Here is a 15,837-nt window from a genome sequence, read left to right on the forward strand (position 1 = left end):
GGGACCGGTCAGGACTTTACGGCGCCGGAGAGCAGGTCGAGGCTCCAGAAGCGCTGGATGACGAGGAACAGCGCGATCAGCGGGACGATCGCCAGCAGCGCCCCCGTAATCACCAGGGTATAGAGGGCCGGGGTGGTGGAGCCCTGCTGGAGCAGGGTGTAGAGGCCCAGGGTGACCGGGAACTTCTCGTCGTCGCCGAGCATGATGTACGGGAGCAGGAAGTTGTTCCAGATCGCGACGAACTGGAACAGGAAGACGGTCACCAGACCCGGCAGCATCATCGGCAGGGCGATGGTGCGGAAGATCCGCCACTCGCTGCCGCCGTCCACCCGTCCCGCCTCGATCACATCGCCCGGTACGGCGGAGGCCGCGTAGATCCGCGCGAGGTACACACCGTACGGGGAGAGGATCACCGGCAGCAGGACCGAGAGGTAGGAGTCCGTCAGGTCGGCCTCGGCCAGCAGCAGGTACTGCGGTACGGCGAGGATCACCGGCGGCATCAGCACGCCGGCCAGCAGGATGTTGAAGATGCTCTCCTGCCCGCGGAACCGGTACACGGCCAGGGCGTAACCCGACACCGCGGAGACGGCCGTGGACAGCAGGGCGCCGGCCCCGGCGTAGAACGCCGAGTTGGCCATCCACTTCCAGTACACGCCGTCGCGGTACGCCGACAGATCGGCGACGTTCCGGCGGAAGCCGGTGCCCGGCAGGAACGTGAAGGTGGAGAACAGCTCGCTGCCGGACTTGGTCGAGGCGACCAGCACCCAGGCGACGGGCAGCAGGCAGTAGAGCGCGCCGAGGAGCAGTGCGGCGGTCGGCACGAGCGCGAAGCGGCGCGGACCTGCGGGGATGGATGCGAGGTGCGGCGTACTCATCGGGAATCTCCCTTCTGGGTCCGGGAGTTGGCCACCCTGAGGAAGCCGAAGGACAGGACCAGGGTGGCGACGGCGATGATGACCGCCTGAGCGGCAGCCGCGTAGATGTCGTTGTTGACGAAGGCGTCCTGGTAGACCTTCATCAGCGGACTCCAGGTGGTGGAGAGCGAGTTGGTGAGCGGCTTCAGCGTCGTCGGCTCGCTGAACACCTGAAGGGTCGCGATGATCGAGAAGAAGAACGTCAGGACCAGTGACGGCGCCACCATCGGGATCTTGATCCGGAGCGCGATCTGCAGCTGCGAGCAGCCGTCCAGTCGTGCCGCCTCGAACACCTCGGCCGGGATCGCCCGCAGGGAGGTGTAGATCACGATCATGTTGAAGCCGGTGCCGCCCCAGACCGCGATGTTGGCGAGGGCGAGATACAGCGGCCCACCATCGAGCAGGTCGGGCTGCGGGAGCCCCGCCCTGTCGAGGAGGTAGTAGAAGGGGCTGACGTCCGGGAGATAGAGGAAGCCCCACATGAGCGCGGCGACGACGCCCGGGATCGCGTACGGCAGGAAGATCGCGAGCCGGGAGAAGCCCCGCAGCCGGATCCGGTCGGTGTCCAGGAGCAGGGCGAACAGCAGGGCGAGGCCGAGCATCACGGGGACGACGATCACGCCGTAACCGAGGATGCGCAGCGCGCCGTGCAGCAGTTCCGAGTCGGAGAGCGCACCGGCGTAGTTGGTGAAGCCGGCCCAGATCTCCTCGCGGGCGCCCTTCCCCAGACCGAGCCCCTTGACCTCGGTCCTGCGGAAGCTGAGGTAGAGCGCGTACCCGATGGGAAGGGCGAAGAAGAGCAGGAAGAGCACGGTGGCGGGGGCCAGGAAGGCGTACGGGGCGCTCTTGACCCCGTACGCACTCCTGCGGCGTGCGCGTGTCACTCGGAGACCCCGAAGCCCTGCTTCTTGAGGTCGGCGACGGTGGCGTCCTGCATCGCGGTCAGGGCGGGCCCGAAGTCCGACCTGCTCTTGGCGGCTTCGGCGAAGTTGTCCTTGAAGGCGGTGTACGCGACGTTCACGTTCGGGCCCCAGGCGGCGGGGGCGGTGCCCTTCGCGATCTCGGCGGCCTTCGTGTAGAAGTCGGGCTGGTTGGGGAAGTAGTCCGGGGCCTGGGCGAGCGCGCCGCCGGTCTGGGCGGCCGTGGCGGCGGGGTAGATGCCGCTCTCCTTGACCAGCGCGGCCAGCGCCTCGGAGTCCGTGTTCAGCCACTTCGCGAAGGTCGCGGCGGCGGCCTTGTTCTTGGAGTCGTTGGTGACGGCGGTGGAGGAGCCGCCCCAGCTGCCGGTGACGTTCTGGCCGGCCGTCCACTGGGGGAGCGGGGCCATGGCCCACTTGCCCTTGGTGTCGGGCGCCGCCGTGGTGAGGGTGCCGGGCGCCCAGACCGCGCTGACCCAGGCGATCTGCTTGCCGGTGTTGAGCGCCTTGTTCCAGGCCGGTGTGTACATCGGCTGGTTGTCGACGGCGCCCTCCTTGACCAGACCGCCCCAGAAGTCGGCGACCTTCCGCGTGGCGGCGTCGTCGATGGCGACCTTCCACTTGTCGCCGCCGGTGGTCCACCACTGCGCCCCGGCCTGCTGGGCGAGGCCCGCGAAGAGACCGGAGTCGTTCGAGGAGAACGTGGTGAGGTCCTTGCCCGGTGCCTTCTTCTTCAGCGTGCGGGCCGTCTCGGCGAACTCGTCCCAGGTGGTGGGCACGGACAGGCCGTACTGCTTGAACAGGTCCTGGCGGTAGTAGAACATCAGCGGGCCGGAGTCCTGCGGCACGGCGTACAGGGCGTCCGATCCGAGGGTCGTCTGCTGCCAGATGCCGTCGGCGAACTTGCCCTTCGCGTCGCCCGCCTCCTTGGATATGTCGGCGAGCACGTCGTTGGAGACCAGGGTGGGGAGCGCCTGGTACTCCGCCTGCACCAGGTCGGGAGCCTTGTGGGCCTTGGCCGCTGTGATGATCTTGGTGACCAGGTCGTCGCCCGACGCCTGCTTCTTCACCGTCACCTTGATGCCGGTCTTCTTGCCCTCGCCCGCGTTCCAGATGTCCGCGACCTTGTCCAGGCCGGGCGCCCACGCCCAGTAGGTGAGTGAGACGGGACCGGATGCGGCCGGGCCGTCCCCGCTGTCGTCGTCCGACGAGCCGCAGCCCGAGAGCAGGCCGGTGGCGGCGAGTGCAGCGGCCGTGGACACCGCGACGATGCGGTACTTCATGGAATTCTCCCCTGACGAGAAGCGAGGGTGCAGCGCCGAGATGCGCTGTGAGCGTTCACAGTAGAGAAACGAATCCGACGCTTGTCAATGGTTGTTGCTGTGCGGTTATGTTGGATCTGCGCCACCGAGAGTGTGTGTGCACGTTCCCAGAAGTTGCACCAAAGAGCCCAGGAGATACCCATGCCGCACACCGCGCCCGAGCCTGCCCCGCACGGTCTGCGCCGGCTCGCCTTCGGCGGCGACTACAACCCCGAGCAGTGGCCGGAAGAGGTCTGGCACGAGGACGTGGCCCTGATGCGGGAAGCCGGCGTGACCATGGTCAGCGTCGGGATCTTCTCCTGGGCGCTTCTCGAACCGGAGCCCGGCGGCTACGACTTCGGCTGGCTCGACCGGGTCCTCGACCTGCTGCACGAGGCCGGCATCCGGGTCGACCTCGGCACCCCCACCGTCGCTCCGCCCGCCTGGTTCTACCGCGCCCACCCGGAGGCCCTCCCGGTCAGCCGCGAGGGTGTCCGCTACGCCTTCGGGTCACGCGGCGCGATCTGCCACAGTAACCCCGCCTACCGGTCGGCCGCGGCGAACATCACCGAACAGCTCGCCCGCCGGTACGCGGACCATCCGGCGCTCGCGATGTGGCACGTCCACAACGAGTACGGCGTTCCGGTCAGCGCCTGCTACTGCGACAACTGCGCCGCCCACTTCCGCCGCTGGCTGGCCGACCGCCACGGCGGCGTCGACGCGGTCAACGAAGCCTGGGGCACCGCCTTCTGGGGCCAGCGCTACCGCAGTCTCGACGAGATCGACCCGCCCCGTGCCACCCCGACCGTCGCCAACCCGGCGCAGCGCCTGGACTACGCCCGCTTCGCCGACGCCACCATGCGCGAGAACTTCTGCAGCGAACGGGACATCCTGCACCGCCTCGCTCCCGGTATCCCGGTCACCACCAACTTCATGACCGCCCTCAGCCAGTGCGACTCCGTCGACTACTGGGCCTGGGGCCGCGAGACCGATCTCGTCACCAACGACCACTATCTGATCACCGACGGCCGCCGCACCCATGTCAACCTCGCCATGGCCGCCGACCTCACCCGCTCCGTCGCGGGCGGCGCACCCTGGCTGCTCCTTGAGCACTCCACCAGTGGCGTCAACTGGCAGCCCCGCAACCCCGCCAAGCGCCCGGGCGAAATGGCCCGCAACAGCCTCGCCCATGTCGCGCGCGGCTCCGACGGCGCCATGTTCTTCCAGTGGCGGCAGTCCCGCAGCGGCGCGGAGAAGTTCCACTCGGCGATGGTGCCGCACGCCGGTACGGATTCCCGGGTATGGCGCGAGGTCTCCGGGCTCGGCGCCGATCTCGGTCTGCTGAGCGGCATCCGCGGCACCCGGACCGTCGCGGACGCGGCCATGCTCTGGGACTGGCAGTCCTGGTGGGCGCAGAAGCTGGAGTGGCGCCCGAGCGAGGACCACGACGCCCGCGAGCGTGCCGACACCTTCTACGCCTCGATGTACGACCGCCACCTCACCGTCGACTTCGCCCACCCGGACGCCGATCTGTCCGGGTACCCGCTGGTCGTCGTCCCGGCCCTCTACCTCGCCACCGAGGAGACCGGCCGGAACCTCCGGAGCTACGTCGAGAACGGCGGCACACTCGTCGTCTCGTACTTCTCCGGCATCGTCGACACCCAGGACGCCGTGCACCCGGGGCCGTACCCGGGAGCCCTGCGGGACGTACTGGGGCTGACGATCGAGGAGTTCTCACCGCTCGGCGAGGGCGGGACGGTCCGCCTGATCACGCCCGAGGGCGCCGCCGAAGGCCCGGAGCTGACCGGAGACCTGTGGTCGGACGTGGTGATCCCGCGCGGCGCCGAGACCGTCTGGTCCTACGCCGACGGCATTCCCGCGGGCCGCCCCGCCGTCACCCGGCACCGTCTGGGCAGTGGCACCGCCTGGTACATCTCCACCCGGCTGTCCGGACCCCACCTCGACGCCGTCCTCGACCGGGCCTGCGACGACGCCCGGATCACACCGCGCACCGGCCTCCCGCACGACGTCGAGGTCGTACGCCGTGCGGGCGACAACGGCACGTACCTTTTCGCGATCAACCACACAGAGGACGACGCGAAGGTGCCGCTCGACGGCCGCGGCACCGAACTCCTCACCGGTGAGCACGCCGTGGGCCGCCTCGCCGTTCCGGCGGGCGCGGTCCGGGTCGTACGCCTCGACGGCTGAGTCACCCGATCCGCGCCATTCCCGCGCGACGGTCAAGTGACATCGACGATGTGCGGGAAGACGTACGGAAAGCCACCTGGGCGGACGGGAGCGGCGGTGAAGTCGGACCTTGACGGCCTGCTGTCCGCCGCACTCCCCGCCCAGGCCGCCCACGTGGCCACCACCCCCGCCGGCACCGGCTTCGAACCGGGCGGCACCGGCCGGACCGCCGTCAGCGGCAGCGGACGGGACCCGGTGGACCCGGCGTCCGGCAACGCGCGGGAGAACCAGCGCTGTTCGACCGGAACGCGACGCCGCTCCCCGCAGCGATTCGGTTCTCCCACGGGTGGAAAGCAGGGAGTGCCGGCGCGATCTAGACGGCGTCGAGCGGCGCGCTGCGCCACTTCCACGAGGTGACGCGCTCCCGCCCGGGCAGCTCGGCGCGGCCGGTGGACCAGAGCAGGACGGTCCACCGGTCGGCGTCGTCGGGGGCGTCCGGGAACAGGCGGGCCAGCACGCGGTCGCACAGATCGGTGGGCGGTGCCCACGCGATGTCCAGGCCCTGGACGACATCGTGGGTATGCACCAGGGTCTCCACGATTCCCATGGCCGCGAATCCCTCCGGGTCGGACACCCCGTACGAGTGGTAGGAGCGGACGTCCGCCGCGGTCGTCCGCACCATCGCCGTCAGCAGGGCGCCGCTCGCCTCCAGGGTCTGGAGCAGGCCGACCGGTCCCGCGTCGGGGTTCGCGAAGATCGAATTCGCCGGACCGCCCTTGCGGTCGGCTCCCCAGCGGTACGGGACCTCGCGGTCCAGCGGCGGCTTCCTCGGGCCCAACTGGGCCGCGTACGCGAAGAGATCGTCGTTCAGATGCTCCACGGTCTCCCACGAGTCCCACTCCAGCGACCCGGCGGGTGCCCGCCAGTGGTCCTCCGGAACCTCACGGAGGGCGGCGAGCGCGAGGTGGACCGCGGTGGTCACGTCGTCCGCGGCGACCGGCATCCGGGTGGCGGTCAGCGTGGCCCGCTCGACGGCGCTGCACTCCACGCAGAACTCATTGCCCTCGGGGTCGGCGAGCGTCGCCCAGCCCCGCCCGTCGGGCCTGCGGTGGTCGCCGACGAGCGTGGCGCCGAGCGCGAGCAGCCGCTCGACCTCCTCGTCCCGGGTGCGGTCCTGCGGCTGGATGTCCAGGTGGACGCGGTTCTTCACGCTCTTGGGCTCGGGCACCGAGACGAACAGCAGGGCGGCACCGGGGGTCTCGACGAGCGCCTCGGGATCACCGGGGTTGTCGTCGTCCGAAAGCCGGGAACCGAGCACCTCGGCCCAGAAACTGCCGAGCTTGTAGGCGTCGGCGCAGTCGAAGGTCATGTGACGTACAAGTGAGGTCATGGGAGCCACTGTCGCCGTTGCCGGCCATCGGGGTCCACCAACTTTCGACAGGGGCCGGGACGACGAACGTCGCCCCGGCCCCTGTCACTTCCGGGCTCGGCCCGTCAGTGCCTCACCTCACCGGCGCGAAATCGCGCGCCCCGATGAACTCCGGGCGCCGTACCGGCGCCGCGAACGGCTCCTCGGCCGTGTTCTCCACGCTGTTGAAGACGATGAAGACATTGCTGCGCGGGTACGGGGTGATGTTGTCCCCCGAGCCGTGCATGCAGTTGCAGTCGAACCAGGTGGCCGAACCGGCCCGGCCCGTGAAGAGCTTGATGCCGTGCCGGTCGGCCAACTTGGTCAGTGCCTCGTCCGACGGGGTGCCGGCGTCCTGCATCTTCAGCGACTGCTTGTAGTTGTCCTTCGGCGTCTCGCCCGCACATCCGAGGAACGACTTGTGCGAACCGGGCATGATCATCAGCCCGCCGTTGGTGTCGTGGTTCTCGGTCAGCGCGATCGACACGGACACGGCCCGCATGCGCGGCAGACCGTCCTCGGCGTGCCAGGTCTCGAAGTCCGAGTGCCAGTAGAACCCCGAAGCGCCGAAACCCGGCTTGACGTTGATACGCGACTGGTGGACGTACACATCCGAACCGAGGATCTGGCGGGCCCGGCCCACCACCCGCTCGTCGTTCACCAGCCGGGCGAAGACCTCGCTGATCCGGTGGACCTCGAAGACCGACCGTACGTCCTGCGACTTCGGCTCGATGATCGACCGCTCATCGGCCCGCACCGCGGGATCGGCGATCAGCCGGTCCAGCTCGGTGTGGTACACGGCCACTTCGTCCGGCGTGATCAGCTCGTCGACGGTGAGGAAGCCGTCCCGCTCGAAACCCTGCAGATCCTTCACGGCGATCGGGCCCGGGGCGCCGGGCGTGGACCAGATGACCGGGTCCTGGCGGGGAGTGGTCATCTCGGCCGTGCGCCGGCTGGGATACAGGTCGGTGCGTACATCGGTGGTCATGGTTCAGCCCTCCTCGGTCAGTACGGGATAGACACCGTTCTCGTCGTGCTCCTCCCGTCCGGTGACGGGAGGGTTGAAGACGCAGACGCAGCGGAAGTCGGTCTTGGGGCGCATGGTGTGGCGTTCGTGACCGTCCAGCAGGTACATCGTGCCGGGGGTGATCCAGTGAGTCTCGCCGGTCTCGTCGTCGGTGAGCTCGGCCTCGCCCTCGACACACAGGACGGCCTCGATGTGGTTCGCGTACCACATCGACGTCTCGGTACCTGCGTACATCGTGGTCTCGTGGAGTGAGAAGCCCACCTTCTCCTGGGCGAGCACGATGCGCTTGCTCTCCCAGGTGCCGGAAGCGGCCTTCACATGCCGGTCGGTGTTCTCGATGTCGCTGAACGATCGGACGATCACGGTGAGTCGGAGCCTTTCTCTCTGCAGCGGTACTTCTGTACAGGCCTGTCCGGGGTGGACCCGGCCAGGCGGTCGGGATGTCGCGCGATCCCTCGGCCGGGCGGTCAGGCGGTGTCGCGGACCGCGCGGGCCAGCGTGAGCAGGCCCTCGTCCAGCTCTTCGGGAGTGATGGTCAGCGGCGGCAGCAGCTTCACGACCTCGCTCCGCGGGCCGGAGGTCTCCACCAGCAGCCCCAGCTCGAACGCGCGCGCACAGACCGCGGCGGCGCGCGAGACATCGGTGAACTCGAGCGCCTGGACCAGGCCGCGGCCGCGGGACTGCGCGCCGAGCCGGGCGTGTTCGTCGCAGATCGCGAGCAGCGCCTGCTCGACCTGCTCACCGCGGGCCAGCGTCTGCTTCTCCATCTGGCCGTCCGCCCAGTAGGCGTCGAGCGCGGCGGCGGCGGTGACGAACGCCGGGTTGTTGCCGCGGAAGGTGCCGTTGTGCTCGCCCGGTCCCCAGATGTCCAGCTCCGGGTTGAACAGGCAGAGCGACATGGGAAGTCCGTAGCCGCTGATGGACTTCGACAGGGTGACGATGTCCGGGGTGATGCCGGCCTCCTCGAACGAGAAGAACGCACCGGTGCGGCCGCAGCCCATCTGGATGTCGTCGACGATGAGGAGCATGTCGCGGCGGCGGCAGAGATCGGCCAGCGCCCGCAGCCACTCGGGCCGCGCCACATTGATGCCGCCCTCGCCCTGCACCGTTTCGACGATCACGGCCGCGGGCTGGTTGAGACCCGAACCCTGGTCCTCGAGGAGCCGCTCGAACCAGAGGAAGTCCGGGACCCGGCCGTCGAGGTAGTTGTCGAACGGCATCGGCGTGCCGTGCACCAGCGGGATGCCGGCCCCGGCCCGCTTGAAGGCGTTGCCGGTGACGGCGAGCGAGCCGAGCGACATGCCGTGGAAGGCGTTGGTGAAGGAGACGATCGACTCGCGTCCTTTCACCTTGCGGGCCAGCTTCAGCGCGGCCTCGACCGCGTTGGTGCCGGTCGGGCCGGGGAACATCACCTTGTACGGCAGGTCGCGCGGCCGTAGGACGACGTTGTGGAAGGTCTCGAGGAAGGCGCGCTTCGCGGTGGTCGCCATGTCCAGGCCGTGGGTGATGCCGTCGCGCTCGATGTAGTCGATCAGCGCACGTTTCAACACCGGGTTGTTGTGGCCGTAGTTGAGGGATCCTGCACCGGCGAAGAAGTCGAGGTAGGAGTGGCCGTCCTCGTCGGTCAGCCGGGCGCCCTGCGCACGGTCGAACACGGCGGGCCAACCGCGGCAGTAGCTCCGGACCTCCGACTCAAGGGTCTCGAAGACGCTCAGGGCGGGCGGGGTGATGGTCACGGGGGATCTCCTGCTTGTGGGGGTGTGTCGGGCGGCGGTGGAACGGGGCGATTCGGCCGGCGCCGGGCTGGGGCGTGTCAGCCGGGCTGCACCTCAGACGTGGAACGGGCCGATGCGGTAGAGCACTTCCGGCAGATGTGTTCCCTCGGGGAACAACCCGCCGTCGAAGAGCACTTCGCGCTCCACGGCCGCGTCATGGCGGAGCGCGTAGGAGGTGAACAGCCGGTCGGAAGCCGTGTTGTCCGGGGTGATGGTCGTCTCGACCCGGGCCAGGCCCTGCTCCGCGGCGACCCGCGCGGTCAGCGAGTCCAGCAGCTCGGCGGCCAGTCCGATGCCGCGATGGCCGTGGTCGACGGCCACCTGCCAGACGACGAGCGTCTCGGGGCGGTCGGGCCGGATGTATCCCGTCACGAAGGCGACCGGCTCGCCGGTCTCGTCGCGGGCCACCACGGAGGTCGCCGCGAAGTCACGGCACCACAGCAGGTAGCTGTAGGAGGAGTTGAGGTCCAGGACCTCGGAGTCGCGGGCGATGCGCCAGATCGCGGCCCCGTCCTCCACTCGTGGGGTGTCGATGGTGATGAATTCGCTTCGGGCACGTGCAAAATCTGCTGGTGCGGCGGTCATGCGAATGGAATTTACCCAGCAAATTCGGAAATTGCATCGAGGTAAGGGGTTGGGTGAAGTGAGCCGCTGTGTTATCACGCGGGCGCGCGCCCCGGCGCGAAACTGCTCCGATTTATTCCGTTTGGGCCTTATTAATGCCGCAAATCGGGCACATTGTGGAGTCGGTCACAGAGCCGTAACTCCCCGGAGACGCAACCGAATTGTGCCGATAGGCGTTGTCGAAACCTTGGCGTTTGGACTCGGGGAGAGCGGGCACAAGAATGCGGGGAACTGCTCTCGATAAAGCAGTTCCCCGCATTGATGAATTCTTATTCGCTCGGCCAGGTTTCCGAAACGGCCTTGCGGGCAGCTTCGAAGTCGACCTGCCGGCCCTCATCGGCCAGCGCCGACCCCAGAGCCGCGATCGAGGACTGCACAACGCCCCGCGTCGCATCCACACCGTAGTGATTGACCCGGATCATCTCCTTGGACAGGGCCCCGCCGCCCGCGATCAGCGGCAGCGAGGGGTCGGTCGCGAGCGCCTTGGCGACCAGCCCGGCGGCGTCGACTCCGGCCGGGGCGCGCAGCGTCGTCGCGACCGGCGCCGCATCCTTCGCCTGGTGCACATACGGCGCCAGACCGCCGCCGAGCGCCACCGCGCCCGCCCGCGTGGCCGCCGCGGCCGCTGCGTGCCGGGCCATCAGCGCCTCCAGGCCCTCCGCCTCGATCCGCTCCAGGCAGGCCTCGAGCGCCAGCATCTCCAGTTGCGCGGGGGCGTGCAGGAGCGCCTTGCGGCCACCGTCGATCCAGCGCTCCTTCCAGTCCAGGAGGGAGAGGTACGAGTGGCGGGGGGCCTCGGGGTTGGCGGCGATCCGCTCCCAGGCGCGCCCGCTCACCGACACCGCCGACACCCCGGCCGGGCCGCCCATCGCCTTCTGCGCGCCGATCACGCACAGGTCGACGCCCCACACGTCCGGCAGCAGCGGCTCGGCCCCCACGGACGCGACGGCGTCCAGCATGAAGAGCGCACCGTGCGCCCGGACGACCTCACCGATCTCGGCGACCGGGTTGGTGTTTCCGGTCGCCGCCTCCGCGTGGACCAGCGAGACGAAATCGATCTCCGGGTGCGCGGCGAGCGCCTGCGCGACCTGGTCGGCGGTGACCGCCGTGTGGAACGGCACCGCCAGGTCGATCACATTGGCACCGCAGTCCCGCAGCCAGTTCCCGAAGGTCTGTCCGTACGGTCCCGTGACCACGTTCAGTGCGGTCGAACCGGGCCGGGCGCCTCCCCGGATGCAGCCTTCGAGAGGAAGCAGTGCCTCGCCCTGCATGATGACGACGTCCTGCTCGGTGGCGAGGAGACCGGCCACCCGCCGCTCGACGGCGGCGAAGTGCGCTGCGGTGAGCGGGGCGAGGTCGAGGAAGGGGTGCGTCACTGTGGTGCTCTCTTCGGATCGGGTCGGCCTGCGGTTCGGCGTACGAACAGCGCTTCCGTCGAGAGTACCCAGGGCCCACCGGACACCGCCTCGTACAGTGCTGCCATGAGTGATCACAAGGCGCAGCCGGTGCTGCACGTGAAGGGGCGGGTGCTCGTCGGTCCCGACGACGTCAGGGACGAGCTGTGGGCGGTCGGCGGGCGGATCTCGTACGAGCGGCCGTCGGACGCGGACGCGGCGGAGACCGTCACCGGCTGGGTGCTGCCGGGTCTCGTCGACGCCCACTGCCATGTGGGGCTCGATCACCACGGTCCGGTCGACGCCGCCACGAGCGAGAAGCAGGCGCTCACCGACCGGGAGGCTGGCACGCTGCTCATCCGGGACGCCGGATCGCCCTCCGACACCCGGTGGATCGACGACCGGGAGGACCTTCCCAAGATCGTCCGGGCCGGCCGCCATATCGCCAGGACCCGCAGGTACATCCGGAACTACGCCCATGAGATCGAACCCGGCGATCTCGTCGCGTACGTCGCGCAGGAGGCGCGGCGCGGCGACGGCTGGGTCAAGCTGGTCGGCGACTGGATCGACCGGGACGCCGGTGACCTGACCGCCTGCTGGCCGCGCGGCGAGGTCGAGGAGGCCATCGCCGAGGCGCACCGGCTCGGCGCGCGGGTCACCGCGCACTGCTTCGCCGAGGCCGCTCTCGTCGATCTCGTCGAGGCCGGGATCGACTGCATCGAGCACGCCACGGGCCTGACCGAGGACACCATTCCGCTCTTCGCCGAGCGCGGCGTCGCGATCGTCCCGACGCTGGTCAACATCGCCACGTTCCCGGACCTGGCGGCGGGCGGCGAAGCCAAGTTCCCGCGCTGGTCGGCACATATGCGGCAGTTGTACGAGCGTCGTTACGACACCGTGCGCGCGGCGTACGACGCGGGGGTGCCGGTCTACGTCGGCACCGACGCGGGGGGCTCGCTGGCCCATGGGCTGGTGGCGGACGAGGTCGCCGAACTGGTCAAGGCCGGGATCCCGGCGCGCGAGGCGCTGTCCGCCACGGCCTGGGGCGCGCGTGCCTGGCTGGGGCGGCCGGGGCTCGAGGAGGGCGCCCCGGCGGACCTGGTGGTGTACGACGAGGACCCGCGGGTGGACGTACGGGTGCTGGCGGCGCCGCGCCAGGTGGTGCTGAACGGGCGCGTGATCGGCTGACGCCACCGTGTCCCGGTGGAAGGGGCGACACGTTGACAGCCAGTGACCGAACCGCCCTCGCGCTCGTTGCAGCACTTCTGGCCATGCTCCGGTGCGGTCGCCTCACACCGCACATGCGCTCGGCGGATCGGGTGACGGTGGGAACACCGAAGGAACAGGCGTACCTCAATATTCGAATACAGGGGCGGAAACCCCCCTTTGGAGTGAACTCGCCTCAGCTGTCTGTCAGTTCACCCTCTGTGCGTAAAGATTCACGGAGTCGAGGCCACCGGCGCCCGCGATGTCCCCCATTGGGCGGCGCCGGTGGCTCCATGTCTCTTGTGGGGGTTCCACCATCTTGAACAGCAACACCTTCCGCCTGGCCGCCCTGGCGGTCGCCGCCGCTCCCGTCGCTCTGCTGGTCGCCGCCCCGGCGCACGCCACCGGAGCCACCACGACCACCGGTGGCGGGAAGGCGAGCGCGGTCGTGCTCCGTACCGCACTCGATGTATCGCTCCTGAGCAAGACCGTCGATGTGCCGCTCAAGACCACGCTGAACGAGGTGCACGCCCCGGCGAGTGCCGAGGAGACCGCGCTCCGCGTGCGGCTCGACGGCGTGAATCACGGGCGCCCGTTCAGCGTGCTCCGCGCCGACGTGGCCACGGCGAACGCGACGGTCGACCAGCATCGGGCGGAGGGTTACAGCAACCTGGCGAAGGCCCGTGTCCATCTGCCCGGACTGCCGCTGCTCTCGCTCATCGAGGTCGAGAAGGTCACCTCGAAGGCGGTCTGCGAGGTGGGCCGCAAGCCCGTCGCCGAATCCAATGTGCTGGGCCATGTCTCGGTCCTCGGCAAGCGGGTCACGCTCACCTCCGGCGGCACCACGCGGGTCCACGTTCCGGGTGTGGGCGAGGTGAGGCTCGACCTGTCGAAGACGCGGACCACGTCGCGTACCGCGGCGGCCACCGCGCTGCGCCTGGAGGTGTCGGTCAACCCGCTCAAGCTGAACGTCGCCGACGTCAAGGGGGAGGTCACGCTCGCCGAGGCGACCTGCGAGACCCCGAAGGGTCCCAGGCCCACGAAGCCGGCGGGCGGCAGCGACGGCGGCACCACGGGCGGTGACAACGGTGACGGCGGCACCACCGGTGGCGACAACGGTGACGGCGGCACCACCGGCGGTGACAACGGTGACGACGGCACCGATGTGAAGCCCCAGACCGGGACCGGACACGCCCCGGCGGCCGTCGACACAAGTCTCGCGGAGACCGGCGGCAGCTCCACGACGCCCTACATCGCAGGCGGCGCGGCCCTGCTGCTGGCGCTGGGCGCGGGCGCCATGGTCGTGGCCCGCAGGCGCGGCACCGAGGACTGACACGACCCGGCCCGAGGGGGCCAAGGGGCGTAGAAGCGGACGGGCGAGCAACGAGCAGGGAGGCGGGGAGCGGTGTTCGCGTGAGATCACGCGAACACCGCTCCCCGCCCGTGTGTGAGATCAGCCGTCGGGCGCCCGGCCGTCAGCGGCCGACGAGCACCAGCGCCTGATCGAGCGCCTGCAGAAAGCGGTTGGTGGTCACCCGGTCGCGTACGGCCAGCCGCAGCCACTCGGGGCCGAGCCCAGGAAATGTGTCGCCGCGCCGCGCCGCGAACCCCAGCGTCCGCAGCCGCTCCCGCACCTGCGCGCCCCGCTCCAGCCGGACCAGCACGAACGGTCCGTCGGCCGGCTCGGCCACCCGCACCTCGGCGAACTCCATGAGCCCCGCGACCAGATGGGCCCGGTCCACCGCGATCCGGTCTGCCGCGGCGGCTGCCTCGGCCAGCGCCCGCGGCTCCATGCACGCCTCGGCCGCCGCCAGCGCCGGCGAGGACACCGGCCACAGCGGCTGGGCCTCCTGCAGTGCGCCGACGGTCTCCGGAGCGGCCAGAACGTAACCGATCCGCAGTCCCGCCAGCCCCCACGTCTTGGTGAGGCTGCGCAGCACGACGAGGCCGGGGATGTCCGTACGCCCGCACAGCGCCTCGCGCTCGCCCGGAACCGCGTCCATGAATGCCTCGTCGACCACCAAGGTCCGTCCGGGGCGCGCCAGTTTCTCCAGTGCGGCTGCCGGATGCAGGACCGACGTCGGGTTGGTCGGATTGCCGACCACCACGAGATCCGCCTCGTCGGGCACGGTCGCCGGATCCAGCCGGAAGCCGTCCTCGGCGCGCAGCAGCACCCGCCCCACCTCGTGCCCGGCCGCGCGCAGCGCCGCCTCGGGCTCGGTGAACTGCGGATGGACGACGACCGGCCGCCGGGCCGGCAGAGCCCGGGCGATCAGCACGAACGCCTCCGCCGCGCCCGCCGTCAACAACACCCGCTCCATCGGCAGCCCGTGCCGCCGAGCGACCGCGGCCCGCGCCGGGCCCCCGTCCGGGTAGACGGCGAGCGTGGCGAGAGAGGCGGATATTCGTTCCCTCAGCCAGGCCGGGGGCGTATCCGTGCGTACGTTGACGGCGAGATCGGTCAGATCCCGGCCGCGTACCTCCGCGTCACCGTGATGCCGCAAATCGTGCCCGCCCGTGCTGTTCACGTCGGGACTCTCAGTGGGAGTGTGCATGACTTCCAGGGGGGTGTGGGGGGCGAGTTCATCAGTTCATGACCGTGGGTGGAGCGACAGCAGGACGACTATGTGCCCGCCGACGGGCTCCACGCAACGGTCGGATCCGGATGCGCGTGCTATGCCCGCCGGGCCACCGCGCACGTCACCTTTCCCGTCCGCCCCCGGGGGGCCGACTTCCGCTTCGGTACGAGCAGCTCGTCCGCGCCGACGAGAGCCGCCGCCTCCGCGACCGACGGCGTGCCGACCGCCGCGAGCGACACACCGGATGGATTCGGCACGACGACCGCGGCCAGCTCGTCCGCCCGGTACGCACGCACCGGTACGCCCAGCCGCGCTGCGGCGCCGACGATCCCCGGCTCGTCCGCCTTGGCGTCGACGGTCGCCAACTCCGCGACGCTGCGGGGCGAGAGACCGGCTTCGCGCAGTACGGAAAGGATGAGCCCCAGTACTTCCTCGACCGTCGCACCGCTGCCCGCCCCGACCCCGACGACCAGCGGCGCCATGGGAGAGATCCTTTCGCGAACCG

Annotated in this window: 13 protein-coding genes and 1 pseudogene; 3 read left to right on the plus strand and 11 right to left on the minus strand. The window is 70.0% G+C overall.

All coding sequences use genetic code 11. The annotated features are described in order from the left end of the window. Positions 1-8: 8 nt before the first annotated feature. From OG963_RS33370 to OG963_RS33380, 3 genes are read right to left on the minus strand one after another with little or no spacing between them, the layout of a single operon-like run. Positions 9-875 (minus strand): carbohydrate ABC transporter permease, encoded by an 867-nt coding sequence (locus tag OG963_RS33370; RefSeq protein ID WP_093771915.1) that lies wholly within the window; start codon positions 873-875, stop codon positions 9-11. Continuing rightward, positions 872-1,798 carry a carbohydrate ABC transporter permease gene (locus OG963_RS33375; protein ID WP_093771917.1) on the minus strand — a complete coding sequence of 309 codons (927 nt, stop codon included), beginning with the start codon at positions 1,796-1,798 and terminating at the stop codon, positions 872-874. Before OG963_RS33375 ends, OG963_RS33370 begins: the two co-directional genes overlap by 4 nt. Next, positions 1,795-3,114, minus strand: coding sequence for an ABC transporter substrate-binding protein (locus tag OG963_RS33380; protein ID WP_093771919.1), 1,320 nt, complete (start codon positions 3,112-3,114; stop codon positions 1,795-1,797). Before OG963_RS33380 ends, OG963_RS33375 begins: the two co-directional genes overlap by 4 nt. Positions 3,115-3,294: 180 nt before the next feature. Here OG963_RS33380 and OG963_RS33385 point away from each other — a divergent pair, with 180 nt between their 5' ends. After that, positions 3,295-5,340, plus strand: coding sequence for a beta-galactosidase (locus OG963_RS33385; RefSeq protein WP_093771921.1), 2,046 nt, complete (start codon positions 3,295-3,297; stop codon positions 5,338-5,340). A 32-nt stretch (positions 5,341-5,372) separates the two neighbouring features. On the opposite strand, the gene OG963_RS33390 is transcribed toward OG963_RS33385, so the two are convergent. From OG963_RS33390 to OG963_RS33420, 7 genes are all read right to left on the minus strand, one after another. After that, positions 5,373-5,663 carry a hypothetical protein gene (locus OG963_RS33390; protein ID WP_143136435.1) on the minus strand — a complete coding sequence of 97 codons (291 nt, stop codon included), beginning with the start codon at positions 5,661-5,663 and terminating at the stop codon, positions 5,373-5,375. Positions 5,664-5,692: 29 nt separating this feature from the next. Next, positions 5,693-6,709 carry a VOC family protein gene (locus tag OG963_RS33395; RefSeq protein WP_093771923.1) on the minus strand — a complete coding sequence of 339 codons (1,017 nt, stop codon included), beginning with the start codon at positions 6,707-6,709 and terminating at the stop codon, positions 5,693-5,695. A 112-nt stretch (positions 6,710-6,821) separates the two neighbouring features. Next, complete coding sequence (gene thpD / locus OG963_RS33400; protein WP_093771925.1) at positions 6,822-7,715, minus strand: ectoine hydroxylase; 894 nt, start codon at positions 7,713-7,715, stop codon at positions 6,822-6,824. 3 nt (positions 7,716-7,718) lie between these two features. Further along, entirely contained in the window at positions 7,719-8,117 is a 399-nt protein-coding gene (locus OG963_RS33405; protein WP_030920010.1) for an ectoine synthase, read from the minus strand. A gap of 104 nt (positions 8,118-8,221) precedes the next feature. Then, complete coding sequence (gene ectB, locus OG963_RS33410; protein ID WP_030920014.1) at positions 8,222-9,490, minus strand: diaminobutyrate--2-oxoglutarate transaminase; 1,269 nt, start codon at positions 9,488-9,490, stop codon at positions 8,222-8,224. A gap of 93 nt (positions 9,491-9,583) precedes the next feature. Continuing rightward, positions 9,584-10,114 carry a diaminobutyrate acetyltransferase gene (gene ectA, locus OG963_RS33415; protein ID WP_256223507.1) on the minus strand — a complete coding sequence of 177 codons (531 nt, stop codon included), beginning with the start codon at positions 10,112-10,114 and terminating at the stop codon, positions 9,584-9,586. Positions 10,115-10,422: 308 nt separating this feature from the next. Continuing rightward, positions 10,423-11,529: an alanine--glyoxylate aminotransferase family protein gene (locus OG963_RS33420; protein ID WP_093771927.1), complete on the minus strand. Its 1,107-nt coding sequence runs from the start codon at positions 11,527-11,529 to the stop codon at positions 10,423-10,425. A 105-nt stretch (positions 11,530-11,634) separates the two neighbouring features. Here OG963_RS33420 and OG963_RS33425 point away from each other — a divergent pair, with 105 nt between their 5' ends. Together OG963_RS33425 and OG963_RS33430 are read left to right on the plus strand one after the other, a co-directional pair. Further along, positions 11,635-12,735: an amidohydrolase family protein gene (locus OG963_RS33425; protein WP_371799767.1), complete on the plus strand. Its 1,101-nt coding sequence runs from the start codon at positions 11,635-11,637 to the stop codon at positions 12,733-12,735. A gap of 337 nt (positions 12,736-13,072) precedes the next feature. Further along, positions 13,073-14,086: an SCO1860 family LAETG-anchored protein gene (locus OG963_RS33430; protein ID WP_371799768.1), complete on the plus strand. Its 1,014-nt coding sequence runs from the start codon at positions 13,073-13,075 to the stop codon at positions 14,084-14,086. Positions 14,087-14,228: 142 nt separating this feature from the next. On the opposite strand, the pseudogene cobC reads toward OG963_RS33430, so the two are convergent. Then, positions 14,229-15,814 (minus strand): annotated as a pseudogene (gene cobC / locus OG963_RS33435) (Rv2231c family pyridoxal phosphate-dependent protein CobC). Between the last annotated feature and the right edge of the window lie 23 nt (positions 15,815-15,837).

It is taken from the genome of Streptomyces sp. NBC_01707 (genome assembly GCF_041438805.1).
GTDB lineage: Bacteria > Actinomycetota > Actinomycetes > Streptomycetales > Streptomycetaceae > Streptomyces.